This window comes from Luteimonas sp. FCS-9, from assembly GCF_001014645.1.
Classification (GTDB): domain Bacteria; phylum Pseudomonadota; class Gammaproteobacteria; order Xanthomonadales; family Xanthomonadaceae; genus Luteimonas.
The window spans coordinates 22,793-43,087 of record NZ_LASZ01000022.1 but is presented as its reverse complement, the minus strand read 5'-3'; the positions used below and the strand labels follow the sequence as shown (position 1 = coordinate 43,087).

Genomic DNA, 20,295 nt, shown 5'->3' with positions numbered 1-20,295 from the left:
CCTTCGCGGCGCAGGCCGTAGACGTCGTTGATCATGCCTGCGCCGGCCTCGACCGCAGCGCGCATGACCTCGGGCTTGGAGGTGTCGATGCTGACCGGCAGCCCGGTGCGCGCGACCAGCGCCTCGACGACCGGCAGCACCCGCCGCAGTTCCTCGTCGACCGGCACCGCGTCGGCGCCGGGCCGGGTCGACTCGCCGCCGACATCGAGCACGTCGGCGCCCTCCTCCGCCAGCCGCAGGCCATGCGCGACCGCCGCCTCGGTCGTCGCATGCGCCCCGCCATCGGAGAACGAATCGGGCGTGACGTTGACGATGCCCATGACCCGCGGGCGGTCGAGCCGCAGGACGCGGCCGTTGCAGTCGAGCTGGGGAGCGGTGTCGAACATGGGGATTCGGGAATCGGGATCGGGGATTCGATTATCGGACGTCCAGCATCGTGGCGATCACCCCAAACGCAGAACGGCACCCGGTCGCCCGGATGCCGCCCTGTCGATGCCCGATGCCCGATGCCCGGACCTCAGGCCTGCTCCGCTGCGCCACCGATCGGCTGCAGCGGGCGCTTGCCGCCCATGTCGCCGTCGTCGCCACCGCCGCCGGGCGGGTTGGCCTTGCCCCAGCCCATCGGTGGCGGCGGGTCGCGGCCTTCCATGATCGCGTCGATCTGCGGCACGTCGATGGTCTCGTACTCGAGCAGCAGCTTGGACATCGCGTGCAGCTTGTCGATGTTGCCGGTCAGGATCTCGCGGGTACGGGCGTAGGCCCGGTCCAGGATCTCGCGGACCACCTCGTCGATCTTGCGCGCGGTGTCGTCGGAGACGCTCTTGTGCTGGGTGACCGAGCGGCCCAGGAACACCTCGTCGTCCTCCTCGCCGTAGGCGATCGGCCCCATGACGTCCGACAGGCCCCACTTGGTGACCATGTTGCGGGCGATCTTGGTCGCGCGCTCGATGTCGTTCGACGCGCCGGTGGTGACCTTGTCCTCGCCGAAGATCAGCTCCTCGGCCACGCGCCCGCCGTACAGCGAGCACAGCTGGGACTCGATCGCCACGCGGTTCATCGAGTACTTGTCGCCCTCGGGCAGGTACATGGTCACGCCCAACGCGCGACCGCGCGGGATGATCGTGACCTTGTAGACCGGGTCGTGCTCGGGCACCAGGCGGCCGACGATCGCATGGCCGGCCTCGTGATAGGCGGTGAGCTTCTTCTCGTCCTCGCTCATCGCCATCGAGCGGCGCTCGGCGCCCATCAGGATCTTGTCGCGCGCGCGATCGAAGTGGTCCATGCGGACCTCCTTGGCGTTCTCGCGCGCGGCGAACAGCGCCGCCTCGTTGACCAGATTGGCCAGGTCCGCGCCGGAGAAGCCCGGCGTGCCGCGGGCCACGACCAGCGGCTGCACGTCCTCGTCGAGCGGGACCTTGCGCATGTGAACCTTGAGGATCTGCTCGCGGCCCTTGACGTCGGGCAGGCCCACGACGACTTGGCGGTCGAAGCGGCCCGGGCGCAGCAGCGCCGGATCGAGCACGTCCGGGCGGTTGGTCGCGGCGACCACGATCACGCCCTCGCCGCCCTCGAAGCCGTCCATCTCGACCAGCAGCTGGTTGAGGGTCTGCTCGCGCTCGTCGTGACCGCCGCCCAGGCCGGCGCCGCGATGGCGGCCGACGGCGTCGATCTCGTCGATGAAGATGATGCACGGCGCCTGCTTCTTGGCCTGCTCGAACATGTCGCGCACGCGCGAGGCGCCGACGCCGACGAACATCTCGACGAAGTCCGAGCCGGAGATCGAGAAGAACGGCACCTTGGCCTCGCCGGCGATCGCCTTGGCGAGCAGGGTCTTGCCGGTGCCGGGCGGGCCGACCATCAGCACGCCGCGCGGGATCTTGCCGCCGAGCTTCTGGAACTTCGACGGGTCGCGCAGGAACTCGACCAGTTCGGAGACCTCTTCCTTGGCCTCGTCGCAGCCGGCGACGTCGGCGAAGGTGACCTTGGTCTGTTCCTCGCTCAGCAGCTTGGCGCGCGACTTGCCGAAGGACATCGCGCCCTTGCCGCCGCCCTGCTGCATCTGCCGCATCATGAAGAACCAGAAGCCGATGATCAGCGCGACCGGCAGCAGCTGGATCAGGATGTAGCCCAGCGAGATGCCGCTCGACGGCGGCGCCTGGTCGATCGCGACGTTGTGGTTCATCAGGTCGTCGATCATGCGGTCGTCGCGACGCGGCGCGATCACCGTGCCGGTCTGGCCGCCCTTGGTCTGGAACGTGATCGTGCGCTCGTCCTCGGCGATCTTCACCGAGCCGATCTGGTCGCGGCGGACCTGCTCCATGAACTGCGAGTACTGGACGTCCTGCCCGCCGGCGGCGCCGGTGCGGGGGCTGAAACTCTGGAAGACCACCATCAGCACGATGGCGACCACCACCCAGAGCAACAGATTCTTGACCAGATCGTTCATGTTTCGGGGTTCTCGTGGAGAGTGCGGTGGAGCATTCGATGCCTCGGGCCCATGCTACTTCATCGTCGCTAGCTTGCCTTGGGCCAGGGCGTAGACCTCGGGCGAGCGCTGCCGGGAGGCCGCGGGCTTGCGGATCGACAGTTTCGCGTACCGCCGCCGCAGATCCTTCACGTAGGCGTCGAAATCGGTGCCCTGGAACAGCTTGATCAGGAATGTGCCGCCGGTCCGCAGGTGATCGTCGGCGAACGCCATCGCCAGTTCGGCCAGATGCATCGCCCGCGGCTGGTCGACGGCGTCGATACCGCTCTTGTTGGGGGCCATGTCGGACAACACAAGGTCCACCTGCTGGCCGTCGAGCGCGGCCTCGAGCGCGGCCAGCACCGCGTCCTCGCGGAAATCGCCGTGCAGGAACTCGACCCCGGCCAGCGAGGGCATCTCCAGGATGTCGAGCGCGATCACCCGCCCGCTGTCGCCCAGGGCCTGGCGGACCCACTGCGACCAGCCACCCGGCGCCGCGCCCAGGTCGACGACGACCATGCCCGGCTTGAGCAGCCGGTCGCGCTCGACCAGTTCCTCGAGCTTGTAGGCCGCGCGCGAGCGCAGCCCTTCGGCCTGCGCCTTCTTCACGTAGGGATCGGAGAAATGTTCCTTCAGCCAGCGCTGGCTGCTTTTGCTGCGGGAGGCCATTGCCGGCTCGGGTCGGGCTGAACGGGTGGATGCGGGGGCCATGATATCCTGCGGGCCGTTTTCATTTCCGCGACCGGTTCATCCATGAGTAACGTCCTGACCGCTGCCCAGACCCGTTTTCTGCGCGGCCAGGCCCACGGCATCAAGGCCATGCTGCAGGTCGGCGGCAAGGGCGTCACCGATGCGCTGGTCGCCGAGCTCGACGCGGCACTCGAGCACCACGAGCTGATCAAGGTGAAGGTCGGCGCCGCCGACCGCGAGAGCCGCGACGCGATGATCGCCGAACTGGTCGAACGCACCGCCAGCGCGCTGGTCCAGCGCATCGGCCACGTGGCCGTGCTGTACCGGCAGAGCCGCGACCGCCGCCAGATCGTGCTGCCACGAGCCTGACCCGTCCACGCCGATGCAGCTGAGCCTCGAGACGCCCGACTTCGACTACGTCCTGCGCGGCGCTGACGGCGGTGTCGCGCTGGTCAACGACCGCCGGCTGACCCGCAGCTTCATCGTCGCGCCCCGGGCCCTGGTCGAGGACTGGCCGGCGACCTCGGTCCGCACCCTCGACGCCGACGCCCTCGCCCCGGTACTGGCGCTCGAGCCGGAAGTGATCCTGCTGGGCACCGGCGCGTCCCAGGCCTTCCCGCCCGCCGCGACGATGGCCGCCTGCCTGTCGCGCGGCATCGGCCTGGAGGCCATGACCAACGCCGCCGCGGCCCGCACCTTCAACGTGCTGGCCGGCGAAGGCCGGCGGGTGGTGGCCGCCTTCGTGCTCGGTGACGGCGGGGATTCGGGATCCGGGATTCGGGATTCGTAAAAGCGCGGGACTTCCAGCTTTCCCAATCCCCAATCCCCAGTCCCGCCGCTTCGATCCGCCGACTCAACGCGCCGGCAGATACGACAAAGGATCGACCGGCTTGCCGTTGTAGTGGGCGAGCCGACGCGGATAGCCGCCCACCGGGCGGCGCGGCGGCGAGCGCCCGGCGCGCTGCGCGGGGCGGGGATCCGCCCGCTCAGGGGCGTAGACGCGTCAGCGCGCCGGCAGATACGACAGCGGATCGACTGGTTTTCCGTTGTAGCGGATCTCGAAGTGCAACATGTCGCGGGCGGCGCCGCTGCGGCCCAGCTCGGCGATCTGCTGGCCGGCGCGGACGCGCTCACCCTCGTTGACCCGGCGCGTGCGGTTGTGACCGTAGGCCGAAAGCCACTGCTCGTCGTGCTTGACGATGATCAGTTCGCCGTAGCCGACCAGGCCCGAGCCCGAATAGACCACCACGCCGTCGGCGGCCGCGCGGACCGGCTGGCCGCCGGTGCCGGCGATGTCGATGCCCTGCTTGGTCGGCTCGTTGGCGACATAGCGCGCGATCAGCTGGCCGTCGGTGGGCCACTGCCACTGGAACGGGCTGCGTGCCGGCGGCGGCGCAGGCGGCTGCGGGGCCGACTGCGTGGGCCGGACCGGCTGGCGCCCGCCACCCGTCGAGGGCGCGGTGGCGGTCGCGCCGCGGCCGCCGGGGTACAGGCGCAGCCGCTGGCCGGGATAGATGGTGTACGGGGCCGCGATGTTGTTCCAGGTCGCCAGGTCGAGCACGCTGATGCCGTTGCCGGACGCGATCCGGTACAGCGTGTCGCCACGCTGCACGACCACGCTCTGCCCCGGCTTCGGGGTCGAGGCACGCGGCGCGCTGCCGCCCTCCCGGACCACGCGGCTGCTGCCGCAGCCGGCAAGCAGCAGGGCCGTCAACACCAGTACCACGATCCTCATCGGCGAAACTCCATCCAGACCAGTCCGACCGCGACCAGGCCGACCATCAGCCAGCCCAGCCATTCGATGTAGCGCCGCAGGATCGGCTCCACGCGCGGCCCGCCCCAGGCCATGAGTCCGGCGACGAGGAAGAACCGCGCGCCGCGCCCCACCAGCGAGCCGGCGAGGAACGGTAACAGCCCGACCCCGAGCGAACCCGACGCGATCGTGAACACCTTGTACGGAATCGGCGTGAAGGCGGCGAGGAAGACGAACACGAAACCGTGGCGCACGAACAGCGCCTGGATCTGCTCGAACGCAGGCTGCCAGCCCATGCGCACGATCCACGGCCATGCGAGGTCGAGCGCGTAGTGGCCCACCAGATAGCCCAAAAGGCCGCCGAGGACCGAGCCGAGCGTGCACAGCAGCGCGTAGCGCCACCAGGCCTGCGGCCGGGCCAGCGCCATCGGCGCGAGCATGACGTCGGGCGGGATCGGGAAGGCGACCGATTCGGCCGCGCTCATCGCGGCGAGGTAGCGCGGCGCGTGGCGATGCCGGGCCCAGGTCAGCGTGCGCTCGTAGAGCGCTTCGAACAGTCGCATCAGTCCACGTATCCCGACAGCAGCGGCACGAACGCGACCGCGGCGAGGTCCTGCTGCACGACGCGGCCGTCGGCCTGCTTGTGCAGCACCAGCAGCCGCTGCGCGCCCGGCGCGCCGACCGGTGCGACCAGCGTGCCGCTGTCGGCGAGCTGCGCGGTCAGCGCGTCGACCAGCGCCGGCCCGGCGGCGGTGACCACGATGCCGTCGAACGGGCCGTTCTCCGGCCAGCCGATGCGGCCGTCGTCGTGCTTGCTGCGCACGTTCAGGCCGAGCGACCGGAAGCGCTTGCGCGCCACGCGCAGCAGTTCGCCGATGCGCTCGACGGTGTGCACCTCGATGCCGAGTGCGGCGAGGATCGTCGCCTGGTAGCCCGAGCCGGTGCCGACCTCGAGCACCTTGCGCGGCATGCCGTTGGCGAGCAGCGCCTCGGTCATGCGCGCGACCACCCAGGGCTGGGAGATCGTCTGGCCGTGGCCGATCGGCAGCGCGGTGTCCTCGTAGGCGCGGGTGGCCAGTGCCTCGTCGACGAACAGGTGCCGCGGCACGGTACGGATCGCGTTGAGCACGCGCTCGTCGCCGATGCCGCCGCCCGGATGCGCGCCGTCGCGCAGGCGTTCGATCAGCCGGTCGCGCACGCGCTGCGAGGTCATGCCCATGCCCAGCGCCTCGGGCTGCAGTCGCAGGCGCGCCGTCATGCCTGCGTCGCCCGGAGCCCGGCCTCCAGTCCGCCGACCCAGCTGGCGACGTGCTCGAGCGCCTGGTAGCGCGTGAGGTCGACGTGGATCGGGCTGATCGAGATGTGCCGTGTGCGCACGGCGTGGAAATCGGTGCCGGGGCCGGCGTCCTGTTCCGGACCGGCCGCGCCGATCCACCAGAACGTGCGCCCGCGCGGGTCGACGATCGGCGTGCAGGCCTCGGCGCGGTGGCGGTTGCCCAGCCGCGTGACCTCGAAGCCCTCGAGCGCGTCCCAGGCCACGTCGGGCACGTTGACGTTGAGGATCGTGTCGGCCGGCAGCGGGTCGGCCTTGAGCCGGGCGACGATCTCGACCGCCGCGCGCGCCGCGGTCTCGTAGTGGCGGCCGTCGTGATTGGCGGTGACCAGCGACATCGCGACCGCCGGCAGCCCGCAGAAGCGCCCTTCCATCGCCGCGGCGACCGTGCCCGAGTAGATCACGTCGTCGCCGAGGTTGGCGGTGTTGTTGATGCCCGAGACCACGATGTCGGGCTCGCGGTCGAGCAGCCCGGTGATCGCGACGTGCACGCAGTCGGTCGGCGTGCCGTGCACGCGCCAGGTGGTGTCGTCGAGCTGCACCACGCGCAGCGGCAGGTCGAGCGTGAGCGAGTTGCTCGCCCCGGAACGGTCGCGGTCCGGCGCGACGACCAGCACCTCGTGTCCCGCATCGCGCAGCCCCTGGGCGAGGATCCGGATGCCGGGCGCGTCGACGCCGTCGTCATTGCTGACCAGTACGCGCATGAATCGTTCCAAAAGCCCCGTGCGGTTGGCGAGGCCGACATGATAGCGGATGCGTCCGACACGCCCCAGCTTGCGCGACGCGCGCATCTGCGCACCGGGCCGCGGGCGCGCTACGCTGGGCGCATGAGCCGCCGCGATCAGGACCCGCCCGACGACGACGACGCCGCACTGTTCCGCGCCGCGATCGGCCCGGTGCGCGAACTGCCGAGCGCCCCGCCGCCGCCGCAGGCGCCCCGGCCGCGCCCGGTCACGCGGATGGCCGAGCGCGACGATGCGGAGGCGCGCAGCGAATTCCGCCAGTTGCTCGACGGCCCGCTGTTGCAGGCCGGCGACGCGATGCAGTACCGCCGCGACGACGTGCCCGCGCGCGTGCTGCGCCGGCTCGGCCGCGGCGAGTACGCGGCGCAGGAGGAGCTGGACCTGCACCACGCCGACGTCGCCCAGGCGACCGCGCTGCTGCGGCTGTTCCTGCGCGACGCGGTCGACGCGGGCGTGGGCTGCGTGCGCATCGTGCACGGCAAGGGCATGAACTCCTCGCCCGACGCGCCGGTGCTCAAGAACGTGGTCGACCGCCTGCTGCGCCAGCGCGGCGACGTGCTCGCGTTCCACAGCGCGCCCGGCGCCCAGGGCGGTACCGGCGCGGTGCTGGTGCTGCTGCGCCCGCGGCGCTGACGGCGCGCCCGCCGGCACCGCGCTCCGGCGATGCTTGCGCTGTTGCGTCCACTGCCCTCCTCCGCCATCGCACCCCGGCCCCCGTAGGAGCGCGCTCGCGCGCGATGGGCGCTACAGGGAAGGCCGCATCGCGCGCGAGCGCGCGCGCTCCTACAGGGCGCAGGCGTCAGTGCTTGACGCGCGTGCGTCGCCCTTCGCCACCGTTCTTGGGCACGACCTTCGAGCGCGCCTTCTTTGGCTCGGGCTTGGCCGACGGCGGCGGTGGCAGCGGCCGCTCCAGCGCCAGGTCGGGCACCTCGTCGATGTACTTCACCGGCACGATCTTCATGCCCTGGGTGACGTTCTTCGGGATGTCGGCCAGGTCCTTGCGGTTCTCCTCGGGGATGATCACCGTCTTGATGCCACCGCGCAGCGCGGCGAGCAGCTTCTCCTTCAGCCCGCCGATCGCGGTCACGCGGCCGCGCAGCGTGATCTCGCCGGTCATCGCCACGTCCGCGCGCACCGGAATGCGCGTGAGCAGCGAGACCAGCGTGGTCGCCATCGCGATGCCGGCGCTGGGACCGTCCTTGGGCGTCGCGCCATCAGGCACGTGCACGTGGATGTCGTGCTTCTGCAGCGTATCGAGCTCCAGGCCGAGCCGCTCGGCGCGTGCGCGCACGACCGACATCGCCGCCGACGCCGATTCCTTCATCACGTCGCCCAGCTGGCCGGTCAGCGTCAGCTGGCCCTTGCCCGGCACCTGGGTGGCCTCGATCTGCAGCAGGTCGCCGCCGACCTCGGTCCAGGCCAGGCCGGTGACCAGGCCGACCTCGTTGTCCTGCTCGGCGCGACCGAAGTCGAAGCGCTGCACGCCCAGGTACTTGTCGAGGTTCTTCTCGGTGACCTTGACCGCCTTGACCGCCTTCGCGCCCTTGCCCTGCACCGGGCCGGCCAGCGCGATCTCCTTGACCACCTTGCGGCAGACCTTGGCGATCTCGCGCTCGAGGTTGCGCACGCCCGACTCGCGCGTGTAGTAACGCACGATGTCGCGGATCGCGCCCTCGGACACCGTCAGCTCGGCCGCCTTCAGACCGCTGGCCTTGAGCTGCTTGGGCAGCAGGTAGCGGGTGGCGATGTTGAGCTTCTCGTCCTCGGTATAGCCCGGGATGCGGATGACCTCCATGCGGTCGAGCAAAGGGCCGGGGATGTTGAGCGAGTTCGACGTCGCGACGAACATCACCTCCGACAGGTCGAGGTCGACCTCCAGGTAGTGGTCGTTGAAGGTGTGGTTCTGCTCGGGATCGAGCACCTCCAGCAGCGCCGACGCCGGGTCGCCGCGGAAGTCCATCGACATCTTGTCGATCTCGTCGAGCAGGAACAGCGGGTTCTTCGTGCCGACCTTGTTGAGGCTCTGCACGATGCGGCCCGGCATCGAGCCGACATAGGTGCGCCGATGGCCGCGGATCTCGGCCTCGTCGCGCACGCCGCCCAGCGCCATCCGCGTGAACTTGCGGTTGGTCGCCTTGGCGATCGACTGGCCGAGCGAGGTCTTGCCCACGCCGGGCGGCCCGACGAGGCACAGGATCGCGCCCTTCATCTGCTTGACGCGCGTCTGCACGGCCAGGTACTCGAGGATGCGCTCCTTGACCTTCTCCAGCCCGTAGTGGTCGGCATCGAGCGTGTCCTGGGCGGCCTTGAGATCCTTGCGGACCTTGCTGCGCTTCTTCCACGGCACGCCCAGCAGCCAGTCGAGGTAGTTGCGCACGACCGAGGCCTCGGCCGACATCGGCGGCATCTGCTTGAGCTTGTTGAACTCGGCGCGGGCCTTGGTCTCGACCGGCTTGGGCATGCCGGCCGAGGCGATCTTGCGGGCGAGTTCCTCGATGTCGTTGGGCGCGTCGTCGATCTCGCCCAGCTCCTTCTGGATCGCCTTCATCTGCTCGTTGAGATAGTACTCGCGCTGCGACTTCTCCATCTGCGACTTCACGCGACCGCGGATGCGCTTCTCCATCTGCTGCACGTCGATCTCGCCGTCGACGAAGCCGACCAGCAGTTCCAGGCGGTCGGCGGTGTCGGCCGATTCGAGCAGGCGCTGCTTGTCGGCCAGACGCACGCCCAGGTGCGCGGCGATCGTGTCGGCCAGGCGGCCGGGCTCGTCGATGCCGGCCAGCGTCTGCAGCAGCTCGGGCGGCAGCTTGCGGTTGGTCTTGACGTACTGTTCGAACAGGCCCATCAGCGAGCGCGCGATCGCCTCGACCTCGCGCGGCTCGCGCGACTCGACCGCATCCATCGGCACGCCGGCGCCCAGCAGCGCGCCCCCGTGCTCGCGAACGTCGCGCAGCGACACGCGCTCGGTGCCCTCGACCAGCACCTTGATGGTGCCGTCGGGCAGCTTGAGCAGTTGCAGCACCTGGGCCAGCGTGCCGACCTGGTAGAGGTCGTCGGCGCCCGGGTCGTCGGTCTCGGCGGACTTCTGCGCGACCAGCAGGATGCGCTTGTCGGCCTCCATCGCCACGTCGAGGGCGCGGATCGACTTGTCGCGCCCGACGAACAGCGGGATCACCATGTGCGGGAACACGACCACGTCCCGCAGCGGCAGGACCGGCAGGTCGTAGGTGTCGGGGGTAGCGGGTGAGCTCATCGGGGTTCCTTGGGGACATCGCGGACGGCCGGCGGTGCCGGCCGGGCGGCCCACGCGACCGCCTGCGGCCTGTCGTTTATGGGGCGCGCGCGCGCCGGATGCAAGCGGCTCGGGCCGCTCCGCATACGAAAACGCCGCGACCCGGGAGGATCGCGGCGCTGCGGGGGCGGCCCGGGCCGGGCGCGGCGGCTGAACGGCGCGGCGGCGGAACATTTCGTTCCGCCACCCCGCTCACTCGCCCGAGGACGCGACCTTCTGCTCGGTGGCCGGCGTCTCGTAGATCAGGTACGGCTCGGACTTGTGCTCGATGACCGATTCGTCGACCACGACCTTGCTGACGTTCTCCAGCGACGGCAGTTCGTACATCGTGTCGAGCAGCACCGACTCGACGATCGTGCGCAGGCCGCGCGCACCGGTCTTGCGCTTGATCGCCTTCTTGGCGATCGCCGACAGCGCGTCGGGCCGGAACTCCAGCTCCACGCCCTCCATCTCGAACAGCTTGCGGAACTGCTTGCTGATCGCGTTCTTGGGCTCGGTGAGGATCTGGATCAACGCCGGCTCGTCGAGTTCCTCGAGCGTGGCGACCACCGGCAGGCGGCCGACGAACTCGGGGATCAGGCCGAACTTGATCAGGTCCTCGGGCTCGACGTCGGCCAGCACCTTGCCGGTGTCGGCCTTGCGTTCGGAACTCTTGAGCTTGGCCCCGAAGCCGATGCCGCCGGCCTCGGTCGAGCGCTGCTGGATCACCTTGTCCAGGCCGGCGAACGCGCCGCCGACGATGAACAGGATGTTCTTGGTGTCGACCTGCAGGAATTCCTGCTGCGGATGCTTGCGCCCGCCCTGCGGCGGCACGCTGGCGACGGTGCCCTCGATCAGCTTGAGCAGCGCCTGCTGCACGCCCTCGCCCGAGACGTCGCGGGTGATCGACGGGTTCTCGCTCTTGCGCGAGATCTTGTCGATCTCGTCGATGTAGACGATGCCCTGCTGCGCCTTCTCGGCGTCGTAGTCGCACTTCTGCAGCAGCTTCTGGATGATGTTCTCGACGTCCTCGCCGACGTAGCCGGCCTCGGTGAGCGTCGTCGCATCGGCGATCGTGAACGGCACGTTGAGCAGGCGCGCGAGCGTCTCGGCCAGCAGCGTCTTGCCCGAGCCGGTCGGGCCGATCAGCAGGATGTTCGACTTGGCCAGTTCGACCTCGTCGTTCTTGCTGCGGCTCTCGATGCGCTTGTAGTGGTTGTAGACCGCCACGGCGAGCGTCTTCTTCGCGCGCTTCTGGCCGATCACGTACTGGTCGAGTACCTCGAGGATCTCGCGCGGCTTAGGCAGCGAACTGCGCGCCGACTGCGCCTTCTCCTCGAGCTCCTCGCGGATGATGTCGTTGCAGAGCTCGACGCACTCATCGCAGATGAACACGCTGGGGCCCGCAATCAGCTTGCGCACCTCGTGCTGGCTCTTTCCGCAGAAGGAGCAGTAGAGGATCTTGTTGCTGTCGCCGGAACGACCCTGACGGTCTTCGCTCATGCCTTCGCCAAATCAGTATTGCGGTTACGTTTCGAGAATAGCACAGCGTCCGGCACCGCCCTCAGGGACGGTGCCGGCGCTTGCATGCCTGATGAATCAATGACTTGGAGCGTCAGGCGGGGGTGATCGTCTCGTCGGGACGACGCTCGAGCACCTGGTCCACCAGACCGTACTCGCGCGCGGCCTGCGCGCTCTTGAAGTTGTCGCGCTCGGTGTCGCGCGCGATCGTCTCGAACGGCTGGCCGGTGTGCTGGGCCATGATCTCGTTCAGGCGCTGCTTCATCGACAGGATCTCCTTGGCATGGATGTCGATGTCCGTCGCCTGGCCCTGGAAGCCGCCGAGCGGCTGGTGGATCATCACCCGCGAATTCGGCAGCGCGTAGCGCTTGCCCGCCGCGCCCGAGGCCAGCAGCAGCGCGCCCATGCTGGCCGCCTGGCCGACGCAGATCGTGCTCACGTCCGGCTTGATGAACTGCATGGTGTCGTAGATCGCCATGCCCGCGGTGACCACGCCGCCTGGCGAGTTGATGTACAGGTTGATGTCCTTCTCGGGGTTCTCGGCCTCGAGGAACAGCAGCTGGGCCACGATCACGTTGGCCATGTGGTCGTCGATGCCGCCGACCAGGAAGATCACGCGCTCCTTCAACAGGCGCGAGTAGATGTCGTACGCGCGCTCGCCGCGGCTGGTCTGCTCGACCACCATCGGCACCAGGTTGAGGGCTTTGGTTTCGATGCTCATCAATCGTTCCCTGTCGGATGGAACGCCCGGCCCTGCGGGCCGGGCGGACGGACGTCGCTCACCCCTGCGGGGCGATGGCGTCCTGGAAGGACAGCGGCTGCTCGGTGTGCTGGGCGCGCTCGGCGATCCAGTCGATCACCTGCTCCTCCATCACGCGGTTCTGCAGCCCCGACATCAGCTGGGGGTCGTTGCGGTACATCTCAATGACCTGCTGCGGCTCCTCGTAGGTCGAGGCGATCAGACGCATGGTTTCGTTCACGCGCTTGGGATCGAGCTTGAGCTGGTGGCGCCGGGCGACCTCGCCGACCAGCAGGCCGACCAGCACGCGCTTGCGCGCCGGCGCCATGAAGCCCTCGTGGGCATCGGCGCCGACGTCCGGGTTGCCGCCCTGGCGGCGGGCCTGCTCGACGGTCTGGCGCAGCAGCGACTTCGCCTCGGCCTCGACGAGCCGCGGCGGCAGCTCGACGTTCGAGAACGCGGCGACCAGCTGCTCGCCGACCTCGCGGCGCAGGCGGTTCATCAGCGCGCCCTTGAGCTCGCGCTCGAGGTTGCTGCGGATCTCGCTGCGGAACTGGTCCATCTCGCCGCTCTTGACGCCGAAGCTGCGGATGAACGCCGCATCGACCTCCGGCAGCTGCTGCTCGGAGACCTGCTCGACCTTGACGTGCACGGTGGCCTGCTTGCCGGCCAGCTGCGGCACGCGCCAGTCGCCGGGGAAGCTCACCTCGAGCGACTTCTCCTCGCCCTTCGACAGGCCGACCAGCGCCTCCTCGATCTGCGGGAACATCGCGCCCGAGCCGAGCACCGTGACGCCGCGCTCGGCGCCTTCGGCCGGCAGGCGCTCGTCGCCGATCTGCGACCAGGTCTCGACGTCAACCGCGTCGCCGGTCTGCGCGCCGCGCGTGACCGCGCTCCAGCTGCGGCGCTGCAGGCGCAGGTTCTCGATCATGCGGTCGATGTCGTCCTCGGCCACCTCGGCGGTGTGCCGCACGACCTCGAGCTTCTCGAGCTCGATGTCGCCGAAGTCGGGCACGATCTCGAACGTGGCGGTGAACGCCAGCTCGCCCTCGCCCGCGCCTTCGGACGGCGCGATCTGCGGCTGGCCGGCCAGCCGCAGCGCGTTGTCGCGCACGGCCTGGTCGAAGCCCTCGCGCAGCAGGCCGTCCAGGACCTCGGCACGGACCTGCTCGCCGAACCGCTGCTCGACGACCTTCGCCGGCACCTTGCCGGGACGGAAGCCCTTGAGCCGCGTGGTCCGCGCGATCTCGCGCAGACGGCCACCGACCTGGGTCTCCAGGCGTTCGGATGGCACGCGGAACGTCATCCGGCGTTCCAGGGTGCCCAGCGATTCGACCGAAACTTGCATATCCACTCCTGCGCTGCGGACGACGCCGCACGACATCTGACTTGTTGGGAATTGGTTCCGACGGCGACCGGCCGCCCGCGACCCGCGCGGCTGGCGACGGAACGGCGTAGTTTGGCCGATTCGGGGGCCGGCCGCCACCTGGCGCCGCCAATGGCCCCGTAGGCGCGCGCTCGCGCGCGATGAGGCTTTCCGGGAGAGCCCCGTCGCGCGCAGGGGCGGACACATCGCGAACCGCCCGCGGCGGCGCGCCCTGCTCCCACCCTCTTTGAAAAGCCCGCAGCATCATGATCCCCACGCGCGAGCGCGCGTTCATCACCGGGAAGCCTCGAACAGCCCGCGGCCTGGGGAAGCCTCGAACAGCCCGCGGCGTCACGATCCGGGCGCGCGACGGCGCGCCAGATGCTGCCAACAGTCCGCTCTTTGAAAAGCCCGCAGCATCATGATCCCCACGCGCGAGCGCGCGTTCATCACCGGGAAGCCTCGAACAGCCCGCGGCATCACGACCCGGGCGCGCGACGGCGCGCCAGCCAGGACCGGCGCTTTGAATCCCACTTGGCGTGGTGCGAAAGGCGGGACTCGAACCCGCACGCCTTGCGGCACTGGTACCTAAAACCAGGGCGTCTACCAATTCCGCCACTTTCGCATCGTGCCCGCCCCGCGGACGGCGGCATCGTAGACGATCGCGACGCCTGCGCCCATCCCGCCGCAGCGCGCGCGAACGCCATGCGCGCTGCGCATGGCCGGACCTGCGCAGCAGGCGAACCGCAGGTTCGAATCCCGCGACCAAATGCCAAACGAAGAACGCCCGGCGATGCCGGGCGTTCTTCGTAACTGGTGGGCCGTCAAGGATTCGAACCTTGGACCTATTGATTAAGAGTCAACTGCTCTACCAACTGAGCTAACGGCCCGATGAAGCGGGCGCGCATTGTAATACCGCCTTGCGCGCCGATGCAAGACCCGGGGGGGCATCGCATCCTGAAACGGTGGGGTGGCTGAGGGGATTCGAACCCCCGACCACTGGAATCACAATCCAGTACTCTAACCAACTGAGCTACAGCCACCACAGATCCGCATCGCCGTCGCGACCCGGGTGGGTCGATCCGGCGGCCGCGCATTCTATCCCGAAACGCATCGCGAACGACATGCTTTCGAAACGGCCCGCGCGGCGGGCGCGCATTGTAGCGCGGCGCCGGGCGAAATGGCAGCGCGTCCGCATCGACGCCGCCCGCCCTGCCGTGCCGCGGATGCGCGTTGGCACCACCGTGACGGTCGCCCCTCACGCCCTCCCGACGCGAGCGCGGCAATAACTCCTGCCGGGCCAGGCGTTGGCCGCGACCCTGCCGGGGACGCGAGCCGCCGCCCGGCGCATCCGGGAGACACGCCAGACGATGACCGCAACGCCCGCCCTGCTCATCCTCGACATGATCAGCACCTTCGACTTCCCTCGCGGCGAACCGCTGCGCCGCGCCGCGATCGACATCGCGCCCCGGCTCGCCCGGCTGAAACGACGCGTGCGCGAACGGGGTGGCGCGTGCATCTACGCCAACGACAACACCGGGGCCTGGCGGTCCGAATTCTCGTCGCTGGTGACGCTGGCCCGCGCCTCCAGGGCCGCGCCGATCCTCGACCACCTCGAGCCCCAGCCCGACGACTGCCTGGTACTCAAGCCACGCCATTCCGCCTTCCACCAGACCGCGCTGCATTTCATCCTGGAAAGCCGGAACATCCGGCGCCTGCTGCTGGCCGGCGTCTCGGCCGAGGCCTGCGTGCTGGCGACCGCGCTCGATGCGCGGATGCTCGAGATCGACGTGGTGGTCGTCTCGGACTGCGTGGCCTCGAGCAGCGCCCGTCGGCGCAGCGACGGGCTCGCGGTGCTGCGGCACTGCGACTTCGCCGTCGCGCGCGCGAGCACGGCGCTGGACGCGTTCTGACACCGGAACCGTCGCGTGCCGACGATGCTGCGTGCAATATCGTCACACCTATTCATCGGTGCGAAGGCGACGCTCACGCCATCGTGGCAAACCCGCCGGCCATCGTGCGGATCGCCTTCCGGTCACCGGCCCCCTCCATGCCACGACGCAGACTTCAAACGTTGTTCGACGCCTGGGAGGAGGAACTCGCACTGCTGTTCGAGGCCAGGCCGGCGATCGAGGAGTTCTGGCACTACTGGCGCGAGCGCGAGGAGGCGATCGAAGGCCTCGTCACCCCCGACCAGGCGGCGTTCGTCGATGCCGCCTTCGACCGGCTGATGGCGCTGGCCGAGGCGCACGGCTACTGCAGGCTGCCCGCTGCCGCGACGCAGCGCGCGGCACGGCCCGCGGCCGATGTCACGATGCCCGCATACGACGCGCCGCCGGGCGAACGCGACGTCGACGCCTGACGCACGCGAGGGCATCGTCCACGCCGAAGCGGGCGCCCTGGCGCTGATCGTGCGTCCATACGCGACACGCGAGCGAGGGCGATGGCGATGGCGAGGCATCCCGCTGCCAGGACACGTCCGGATCGTCGCCGCACGTCGGCATGCGGTACCGGCGATGCGGCGCGCCGCCCACACGCTTGCAGGCATGGCGCCCGATCGTCGTCGCGATCTCACGCACCCGAGACGAGCCGGCGCCTAAACAGGTCCATCCCATTCCACGAGGAGACACCCCGATGGCGGTCAAGACGCTCGAAGAGCTGTTCGTCCACGAACTCTCGGATACCCATTCGGCCGAGCGCCAGATGGCCAAGGCACTGCCACGCCTGGCGCGTGCGGCCGACAACCCGCAACTGGCGGCGGCGTTCGAGGCGCACCTGGAAGAGACCACCGTCCAGATCGAACGGCTCGACCGCGTGGTCGAGTTGCTGGACACGCGCCTGAAGCGCATCAAGTGCGCGGCGATGGAAGGCCTGGTCGAGGAGAGCAAGGAAGTGATCGACGCGATCGACAAGGGCCCGCTGCGCGACGCGGCGCTGATTGGCGGCGCACAGAAGGTGGAACACTACGAGATCGCGGCGTACGGCACGCTGTGCGCGATCGCCAAGCAGCTCGGCTACACCGACGCGGTCAAGCTGCTGCAGGAGACGCTGGCCGAGGAAAAGGCCACCGACGAGAAGCTGACGCTGCTGGCCGAACAGGGCGGCAACCAGGCCGCCGCCGGGACCGGCTGATCAGCCATCCCCAGGCAAGGGCCGGGCATGCACTCGGCCCTTCCGAAAGAAGGCGGAATTGTGAGGAGAATTGTCTGGAGGCGGCGTCATCGACTGCCCAACCCCTTGATTGCATGGCGCGCCCGACAGGAATCGAACCTGTAACCCCCGACTTAGAAGGTCGGTGCTCTATCCGGTTGAGCTACGGGCGCCCGCGGGACACGCTGCGACCGGTCACCTTCGATGGTCGGGGTAGAGGGATTCGAACCCCCGACATCCTGCTCCCAAAGCAGGCGCGCTACCAGACTGCGCTATACCCCGCCGGAACCGAGCGGTCGAATCCATCCGGCCGGGGGCCGTCGGACGCGGGCATTGTCGGAACCGGCAGGCACGCTGTCAACGCGCCCGGCCCGGACCGCCGTGTATGCTGGCCGGCGATCCGGACATGAACGAACAGGGGCTCCAGGCCATGCGCAGCGGCAATCCCACTTTGCAGGAATCCACCTTCCTCGACCTCGCGAGCGGCAGCGTCGTCACCCGCGATGGCGAGGCGATGACGCTCAACGGCACGGTCAACAAGACCGGGCTGCTGCTCCTGCTGGCGGTACTGACCGCCGCGTTCGCCTGGTCGCAGGCCATCGGACCGGACGGCCTGCCTACGTCGAGCTTCGGCCTCTACGCCTGGGGCGGCGCGATCGGCGGCCTGATCCTGGCGATCGTGACCGTGGTCAAGAAGGCATGGGCGCCGGTGACCGCGCCGGCGTACGCACTGGTCGAAGGCTGCTTCCTGGGCGCGATCTCGGCCATGTTCGAGGCGCGTTTCCCCGGCATCGTGATGCAGGCGGTGATGCTGACCTTCGGCACGCTGTTCGCGCTGCTGGCGGTGTACCGCAGCGGCCTGATCAAGGCCACCGAGAACTTCAAGCTCGGCGTGGTCGCCGCGACCGGCGGGATCGCGCTGGTCTACCTGGCGACGATCGTGCTGGGCCTGTTCAACATCCAGGTGCCGCTGATCCACGAATCGGGCCTGTTCGGGATCGGCTTCAGCCTGTTCGTGGTCGTGATCGCCGCGCTGAACCTGGTGCTGGATTTCGACTTCATCGAGACCGGCGTCGAGCACGGCGCGCCGAAGTACATGGAGTGGTACGGCGCGTTCGGCCTGATGGTCACGCTGGTGTGGCTGTACGTCGAGTTCCTGCGGCTGCTCGCGAAGCTGCAGTCGCGCGACTGACCGCCGACGAGCGGGACATCGCGTCCCCGACGCCGGAAACGACAAGGGCGCCGAACGGCGCCCTTGTCGCATGGACCCGCGAGCGGGTCAGAGCCGCGAGGCGATTGCCTGCGCGAAGCCCATCGTGGTGCCGGTGCCGCCCAGGTCCGGCGTGACGCCGTCCTTCGCGTCGAGCGTGGCGACGATCGCGCCGCGCAGCCGCTGGGCCTGATCGGGCAGCGCCAGGTGGTCGAGCATCTGCGCGGCGGCCAGCAGCAGCGCGCAGGGATTGGCGACGCCCTTGCCGGCGATGTCGGGGGCCGAGCCGTGCACGGCCTCGAAGATCGCCGCGTCCTTGCCGATGTTCGCGCCCGGCGCCAGGCCCAGGCCGCCGACGAGGCCGGCGCACAGGTCCGAAATGATGTCGCCGAACAGGTTCGTGGTCACGATGATGTCGAACTGCTCGGGGCGCATCACCAGCTGCATGCAGGTGTTGTCGACGATCATCTCGTTGGCCTCAATGTCCGGGTACTCGGCCGCGACCTCGCGGGCGACCTTCAGGAACAGGCCCGAGGTGCTCTTGAGGATGTTGGCCTTGTGGACGATCGTGACCTTCTTGCGGCCGGTCTTGCGGGCCAGATCGAACGCGTAGCGGACGATGCGGTCCGAGCCCTTGCGGGTGATGCGGGTGATCGAGACCGCGCTCTCGCCGTCGGCCGACACTTCCTGGCCTTCGCTGATGTACGAGCCTTCGGTGTTCTCGCGGATCGTGATCAGGTCGACGCCGCTGGAGAAGCGCGAGCGCGTGTTCGGGAACGAGGTCGCCGGACGCACGTTGGCGTAGAGGTCGAACTGGCGACGCAGTTCGACGTTGATCGAGCTGAAGCCGCCGCCCACCGGGGTGGTCAGCGGGCTCTTGAGCGCGACCGCATTGCGGCGGATCGACTCGAGCGTTGCGGCCGGCAGCAGTTCGCCGTGCTTGTCGAGCGCCATCAGGCCGGCGTCGGCGTCCTCGTACTTCAGACCCAGCTGCATCGCATCGAGCACGTGCAGCGTGGCGTCCATGATCTCCGGGCCGATACCGTCGCCGCGGATAACCGTAATCGTGTGCGTCATGTCGGGGGAAGGTCCCTGCGCAGGGACGCCGCGTTGCGCGCGGCGCCGGGTGAAATGAAGGAAGAAAACCGCCGCATTATGCCCGATGCGCCCGCCCGGCCCCAAACCACGGGACAGGACGCGTGCAACGCGCGGCGCGATCAGCCGTGGTCGTGGCCGGCGGGCGCGACAGCCTCGCCCTGCTCCAGGCGATCGAGGAAATCGACGGCGCGGCGCAGGTGCGGGATGACGATGCTGCCGCCCACGACCAGGCCCACCGAGAACGTCTCGAACAGTTCCGCGCGGCTCGCGCCGGCCTCCTTGCACTGGGCGACGTGGTAGCTGATGCAGTCGTCGCAGCGCAGCACCAGCGAGGCCACCAGTCCCAGCAGTTCCTTGGTCTTCACGTCGAGCGCGCCGGCCTGGTAAGTCTGCGTGTCGAGCGCGAAGAAACGCCGCACCACCTGGTTGGGCTCGGCGAGGATGCGCTCGTTCATGCGTTTGCGGAACGCGGTGAACTCGGCGAGCCGGTCGCCCTCGCCGTCGGTCGCAGCGCCGCTCACCGGGCCGCGCCCTCGACCAGCGGCAGGAAGCCGCCCTGGCGGTGCAGCGCCATCATGTCGTCGTAGCCGCCGACGTGGGTCTGGCCGACGAAGATCTGCGGCACGCTGGTACGGCGCGCGCGCTCGACCATGCGCTGGCGCTCGCCGGCGTCGAGGTCCACGCGCACCTCGCGCCACGCCAGTCCCTGGCTCTTGAGGAAGGTCTTGGCGGCGGCGCAGTAGCCGCAGATCGCGCTCGTGTACATGACGATCTCGGGCGTCGCCGAATCGGGGGATTGGGTAGTCAAGTCGGTCTCCGGGGAAACTTGTGCGGCCATTGTCGGTCAAAGCCGGGTCACGGGGCGATGATGCCGCCGCCGCGCCACGCGTCCGGCTTAACATGGGGTTCACGCCCGCGCTGGAGCGTGCCGGCATGCTGGTCGCGCCGGCCCCGCCT

At 69.4% G+C, this 20,295-nt stretch carries 21 protein-coding genes and 5 tRNA genes; 7 read left to right on the top strand and 19 right to left on the bottom strand.

Annotated elements, in window-relative coordinates; all coding sequences use genetic code 11:
* From WQ56_RS15280 to rlmE, 3 genes are all read right to left on the bottom strand, one after another.
* A partial coding sequence (locus tag WQ56_RS15280) for a dihydropteroate synthase (protein WP_047137999.1) occupies positions 1 to 386 on the bottom strand: 386 nt, incomplete at its 3' end.
* A gap of 131 nt (positions 387 to 517) precedes the next feature.
* Entirely contained in the window at positions 518 to 2,446 is a 1,929-nt protein-coding gene (gene ftsH / locus WQ56_RS15275) for an ATP-dependent zinc metalloprotease FtsH (RefSeq protein WP_047137998.1), read from the bottom strand.
* Positions 2,447 to 2,500: 54 nt separating this feature from the next.
* The gene (gene rlmE, locus WQ56_RS15270; protein WP_047137997.1) at positions 2,501 to 3,133 is read right to left on the bottom strand and encodes a 23S rRNA (uridine(2552)-2'-O)-methyltransferase RlmE; all 633 of its coding nucleotides are present in this window, start codon (positions 3,131 to 3,133) and stop codon (positions 2,501 to 2,503) included.
* 84 nt (positions 3,134 to 3,217) lie between these two features.
* Here rlmE and yhbY point away from each other — a divergent pair, with 84 nt between their 5' ends.
* Both yhbY and WQ56_RS15260 read left to right on the top strand, forming a co-directional pair.
* Positions 3,218 to 3,523 (top strand): ribosome assembly RNA-binding protein YhbY, encoded by a 306-nt coding sequence (gene yhbY / locus WQ56_RS15265; protein WP_047137996.1) that lies wholly within the window; start codon positions 3,218 to 3,220, stop codon positions 3,521 to 3,523.
* Positions 3,524 to 3,536: 13 nt separating this feature from the next.
* Complete coding sequence (locus tag WQ56_RS15260) at positions 3,537 to 3,944, top strand: Mth938-like domain-containing protein (RefSeq protein ID WP_047137995.1); 408 nt, start codon at positions 3,537 to 3,539, stop codon at positions 3,942 to 3,944.
* Positions 3,945 to 4,157: 213 nt separating this feature from the next.
* Here the strand turns inward: WQ56_RS15260 and WQ56_RS15255 are convergent, their stop codons facing one another.
* Genes WQ56_RS15255 through surE form a run of 4 tightly spaced genes read right to left on the bottom strand, consistent with a single transcriptional unit; the run spans position 4,158 to position 6,944 of the window.
* Positions 4,158 to 4,889 carry a peptidoglycan DD-metalloendopeptidase family protein gene (locus WQ56_RS15255; protein ID WP_156170571.1) on the bottom strand — a complete coding sequence of 244 codons (732 nt, stop codon included), beginning with the start codon at positions 4,887 to 4,889 and terminating at the stop codon, positions 4,158 to 4,160.
* On the bottom strand, positions 4,886 to 5,470 hold the full coding sequence (locus WQ56_RS15250; RefSeq protein WP_047137993.1) for a VTT domain-containing protein: 585 nt from the start codon (positions 5,468 to 5,470) through the stop codon (positions 4,886 to 4,888). The genes WQ56_RS15255 and WQ56_RS15250 overlap by 4 nt, the downstream gene beginning before the upstream one ends.
* Entirely contained in the window at positions 5,470 to 6,165 is a 696-nt protein-coding gene (locus WQ56_RS15245; RefSeq protein WP_047137992.1) for a protein-L-isoaspartate(D-aspartate) O-methyltransferase, read from the bottom strand. The genes WQ56_RS15250 and WQ56_RS15245 overlap by 1 nt, the downstream gene beginning before the upstream one ends.
* Complete coding sequence (gene surE / locus WQ56_RS15240) at positions 6,162 to 6,944, bottom strand: 5'/3'-nucleotidase SurE (protein ID WP_047138004.1); 783 nt, start codon at positions 6,942 to 6,944, stop codon at positions 6,162 to 6,164. Before surE ends, WQ56_RS15245 begins: the two co-directional genes overlap by 4 nt.
* A 123-nt stretch (positions 6,945 to 7,067) precedes the next feature.
* Between surE and WQ56_RS15235 the strand changes: the two genes are divergently transcribed.
* Positions 7,068 to 7,616 (top strand): Smr/MutS family protein, encoded by a 549-nt coding sequence (locus WQ56_RS15235; protein WP_047137991.1) that lies wholly within the window; start codon positions 7,068 to 7,070, stop codon positions 7,614 to 7,616.
* Positions 7,617 to 7,782: 166 nt separating this feature from the next.
* On the opposite strand, the gene lon is transcribed toward WQ56_RS15235, so the two are convergent.
* The 7 genes from lon to WQ56_RS15200 form a co-directional block, all read right to left on the bottom strand.
* Positions 7,783 to 10,236 carry an endopeptidase La gene (gene lon / locus WQ56_RS15230; RefSeq protein ID WP_047137990.1) on the bottom strand — a complete coding sequence of 818 codons (2,454 nt, stop codon included), beginning with the start codon at positions 10,234 to 10,236 and terminating at the stop codon, positions 7,783 to 7,785.
* 231 nt (positions 10,237 to 10,467) lie between these two features.
* Positions 10,468 to 11,757 carry an ATP-dependent Clp protease ATP-binding subunit ClpX gene (clpX, locus tag WQ56_RS15225; RefSeq protein ID WP_047137989.1) on the bottom strand — a complete coding sequence of 430 codons (1,290 nt, stop codon included), beginning with the start codon at positions 11,755 to 11,757 and terminating at the stop codon, positions 10,468 to 10,470.
* Positions 11,758 to 11,869: 112 nt separating this feature from the next.
* On the bottom strand, positions 11,870 to 12,496 hold the full coding sequence (clpP, locus tag WQ56_RS15220; RefSeq protein ID WP_047137988.1) for an ATP-dependent Clp endopeptidase proteolytic subunit ClpP: 627 nt from the start codon (positions 12,494 to 12,496) through the stop codon (positions 11,870 to 11,872).
* A 58-nt stretch (positions 12,497 to 12,554) separates the two neighbouring features.
* Positions 12,555 to 13,862, bottom strand: coding sequence for a trigger factor (tig, locus tag WQ56_RS15215; RefSeq protein ID WP_047137987.1), 1,308 nt, complete (start codon positions 13,860 to 13,862; stop codon positions 12,555 to 12,557).
* 558 nt (positions 13,863 to 14,420) lie between these two features.
* Positions 14,421 to 14,505 (bottom strand) — tRNA-Leu (locus WQ56_RS15210).
* A gap of 189 nt (positions 14,506 to 14,694) precedes the next feature.
* Positions 14,695 to 14,770, bottom strand: a tRNA-Lys gene (locus WQ56_RS15205).
* 76 nt (positions 14,771 to 14,846) lie between these two features.
* Positions 14,847 to 14,923, bottom strand: a tRNA-His gene (locus tag WQ56_RS15200).
* Positions 14,924 to 15,250: 327 nt separating this feature from the next.
* Here WQ56_RS15200 and WQ56_RS15195 point away from each other — a divergent pair.
* From WQ56_RS15195 to WQ56_RS15185, 3 genes are all read left to right on the top strand, one after another.
* Entirely contained in the window at positions 15,251 to 15,793 is a 543-nt protein-coding gene (locus WQ56_RS15195) for an isochorismatase family cysteine hydrolase (protein WP_047137986.1), read from the top strand.
* A gap of 161 nt (positions 15,794 to 15,954) precedes the next feature.
* Positions 15,955 to 16,242 carry a hypothetical protein gene (locus WQ56_RS15190; protein WP_047137985.1) on the top strand — a complete coding sequence of 96 codons (288 nt, stop codon included), beginning with the start codon at positions 15,955 to 15,957 and terminating at the stop codon, positions 16,240 to 16,242.
* Positions 16,243 to 16,514: 272 nt separating this feature from the next.
* Positions 16,515 to 17,012, top strand: coding sequence for a ferritin-like domain-containing protein (locus WQ56_RS15185; RefSeq protein WP_047137984.1), 498 nt, complete (start codon positions 16,515 to 16,517; stop codon positions 17,010 to 17,012).
* Between the two features lie 114 nt (positions 17,013 to 17,126).
* Here the strand turns inward: WQ56_RS15185 and WQ56_RS15180 are convergent.
* Positions 17,127 to 17,203, bottom strand: a tRNA-Arg gene (locus WQ56_RS15180).
* A 32-nt stretch (positions 17,204 to 17,235) separates the two neighbouring features.
* Positions 17,236 to 17,312: transfer RNA gene (locus tag WQ56_RS15175), tRNA-Pro, on the bottom strand.
* A 124-nt stretch (positions 17,313 to 17,436) separates the two neighbouring features.
* Here WQ56_RS15175 and WQ56_RS15170 point away from each other — a divergent pair.
* Positions 17,437 to 18,222: a Bax inhibitor-1/YccA family protein gene (locus WQ56_RS15170; protein ID WP_304413496.1), complete on the top strand. Its 786-nt coding sequence runs from the start codon at positions 17,437 to 17,439 to the stop codon at positions 18,220 to 18,222.
* A gap of 87 nt (positions 18,223 to 18,309) precedes the next feature.
* On the opposite strand, the gene WQ56_RS15165 is transcribed toward WQ56_RS15170, so the two are convergent.
* From WQ56_RS15165 to grxC, 3 genes are all read right to left on the bottom strand, one after another.
* The gene (locus WQ56_RS15165) at positions 18,310 to 19,317 is read right to left on the bottom strand and encodes an isocitrate dehydrogenase (RefSeq protein ID WP_047137983.1); all 1,008 of its coding nucleotides are present in this window, start codon (positions 19,315 to 19,317) and stop codon (positions 18,310 to 18,312) included.
* A 140-nt stretch (positions 19,318 to 19,457) separates the two neighbouring features.
* On the bottom strand, positions 19,458 to 19,859 hold the full coding sequence (locus WQ56_RS15160) for a carboxymuconolactone decarboxylase family protein (protein ID WP_047137982.1): 402 nt from the start codon (positions 19,857 to 19,859) through the stop codon (positions 19,458 to 19,460).
* On the bottom strand, positions 19,856 to 20,104 hold the full coding sequence (gene grxC / locus WQ56_RS15155; protein ID WP_231583433.1) for a glutaredoxin 3: 249 nt from the start codon (positions 20,102 to 20,104) through the stop codon (positions 19,856 to 19,858). The genes WQ56_RS15160 and grxC overlap by 4 nt, the downstream gene beginning before the upstream one ends.
* Positions 20,105 to 20,295 lie beyond the last annotated feature (191 nt).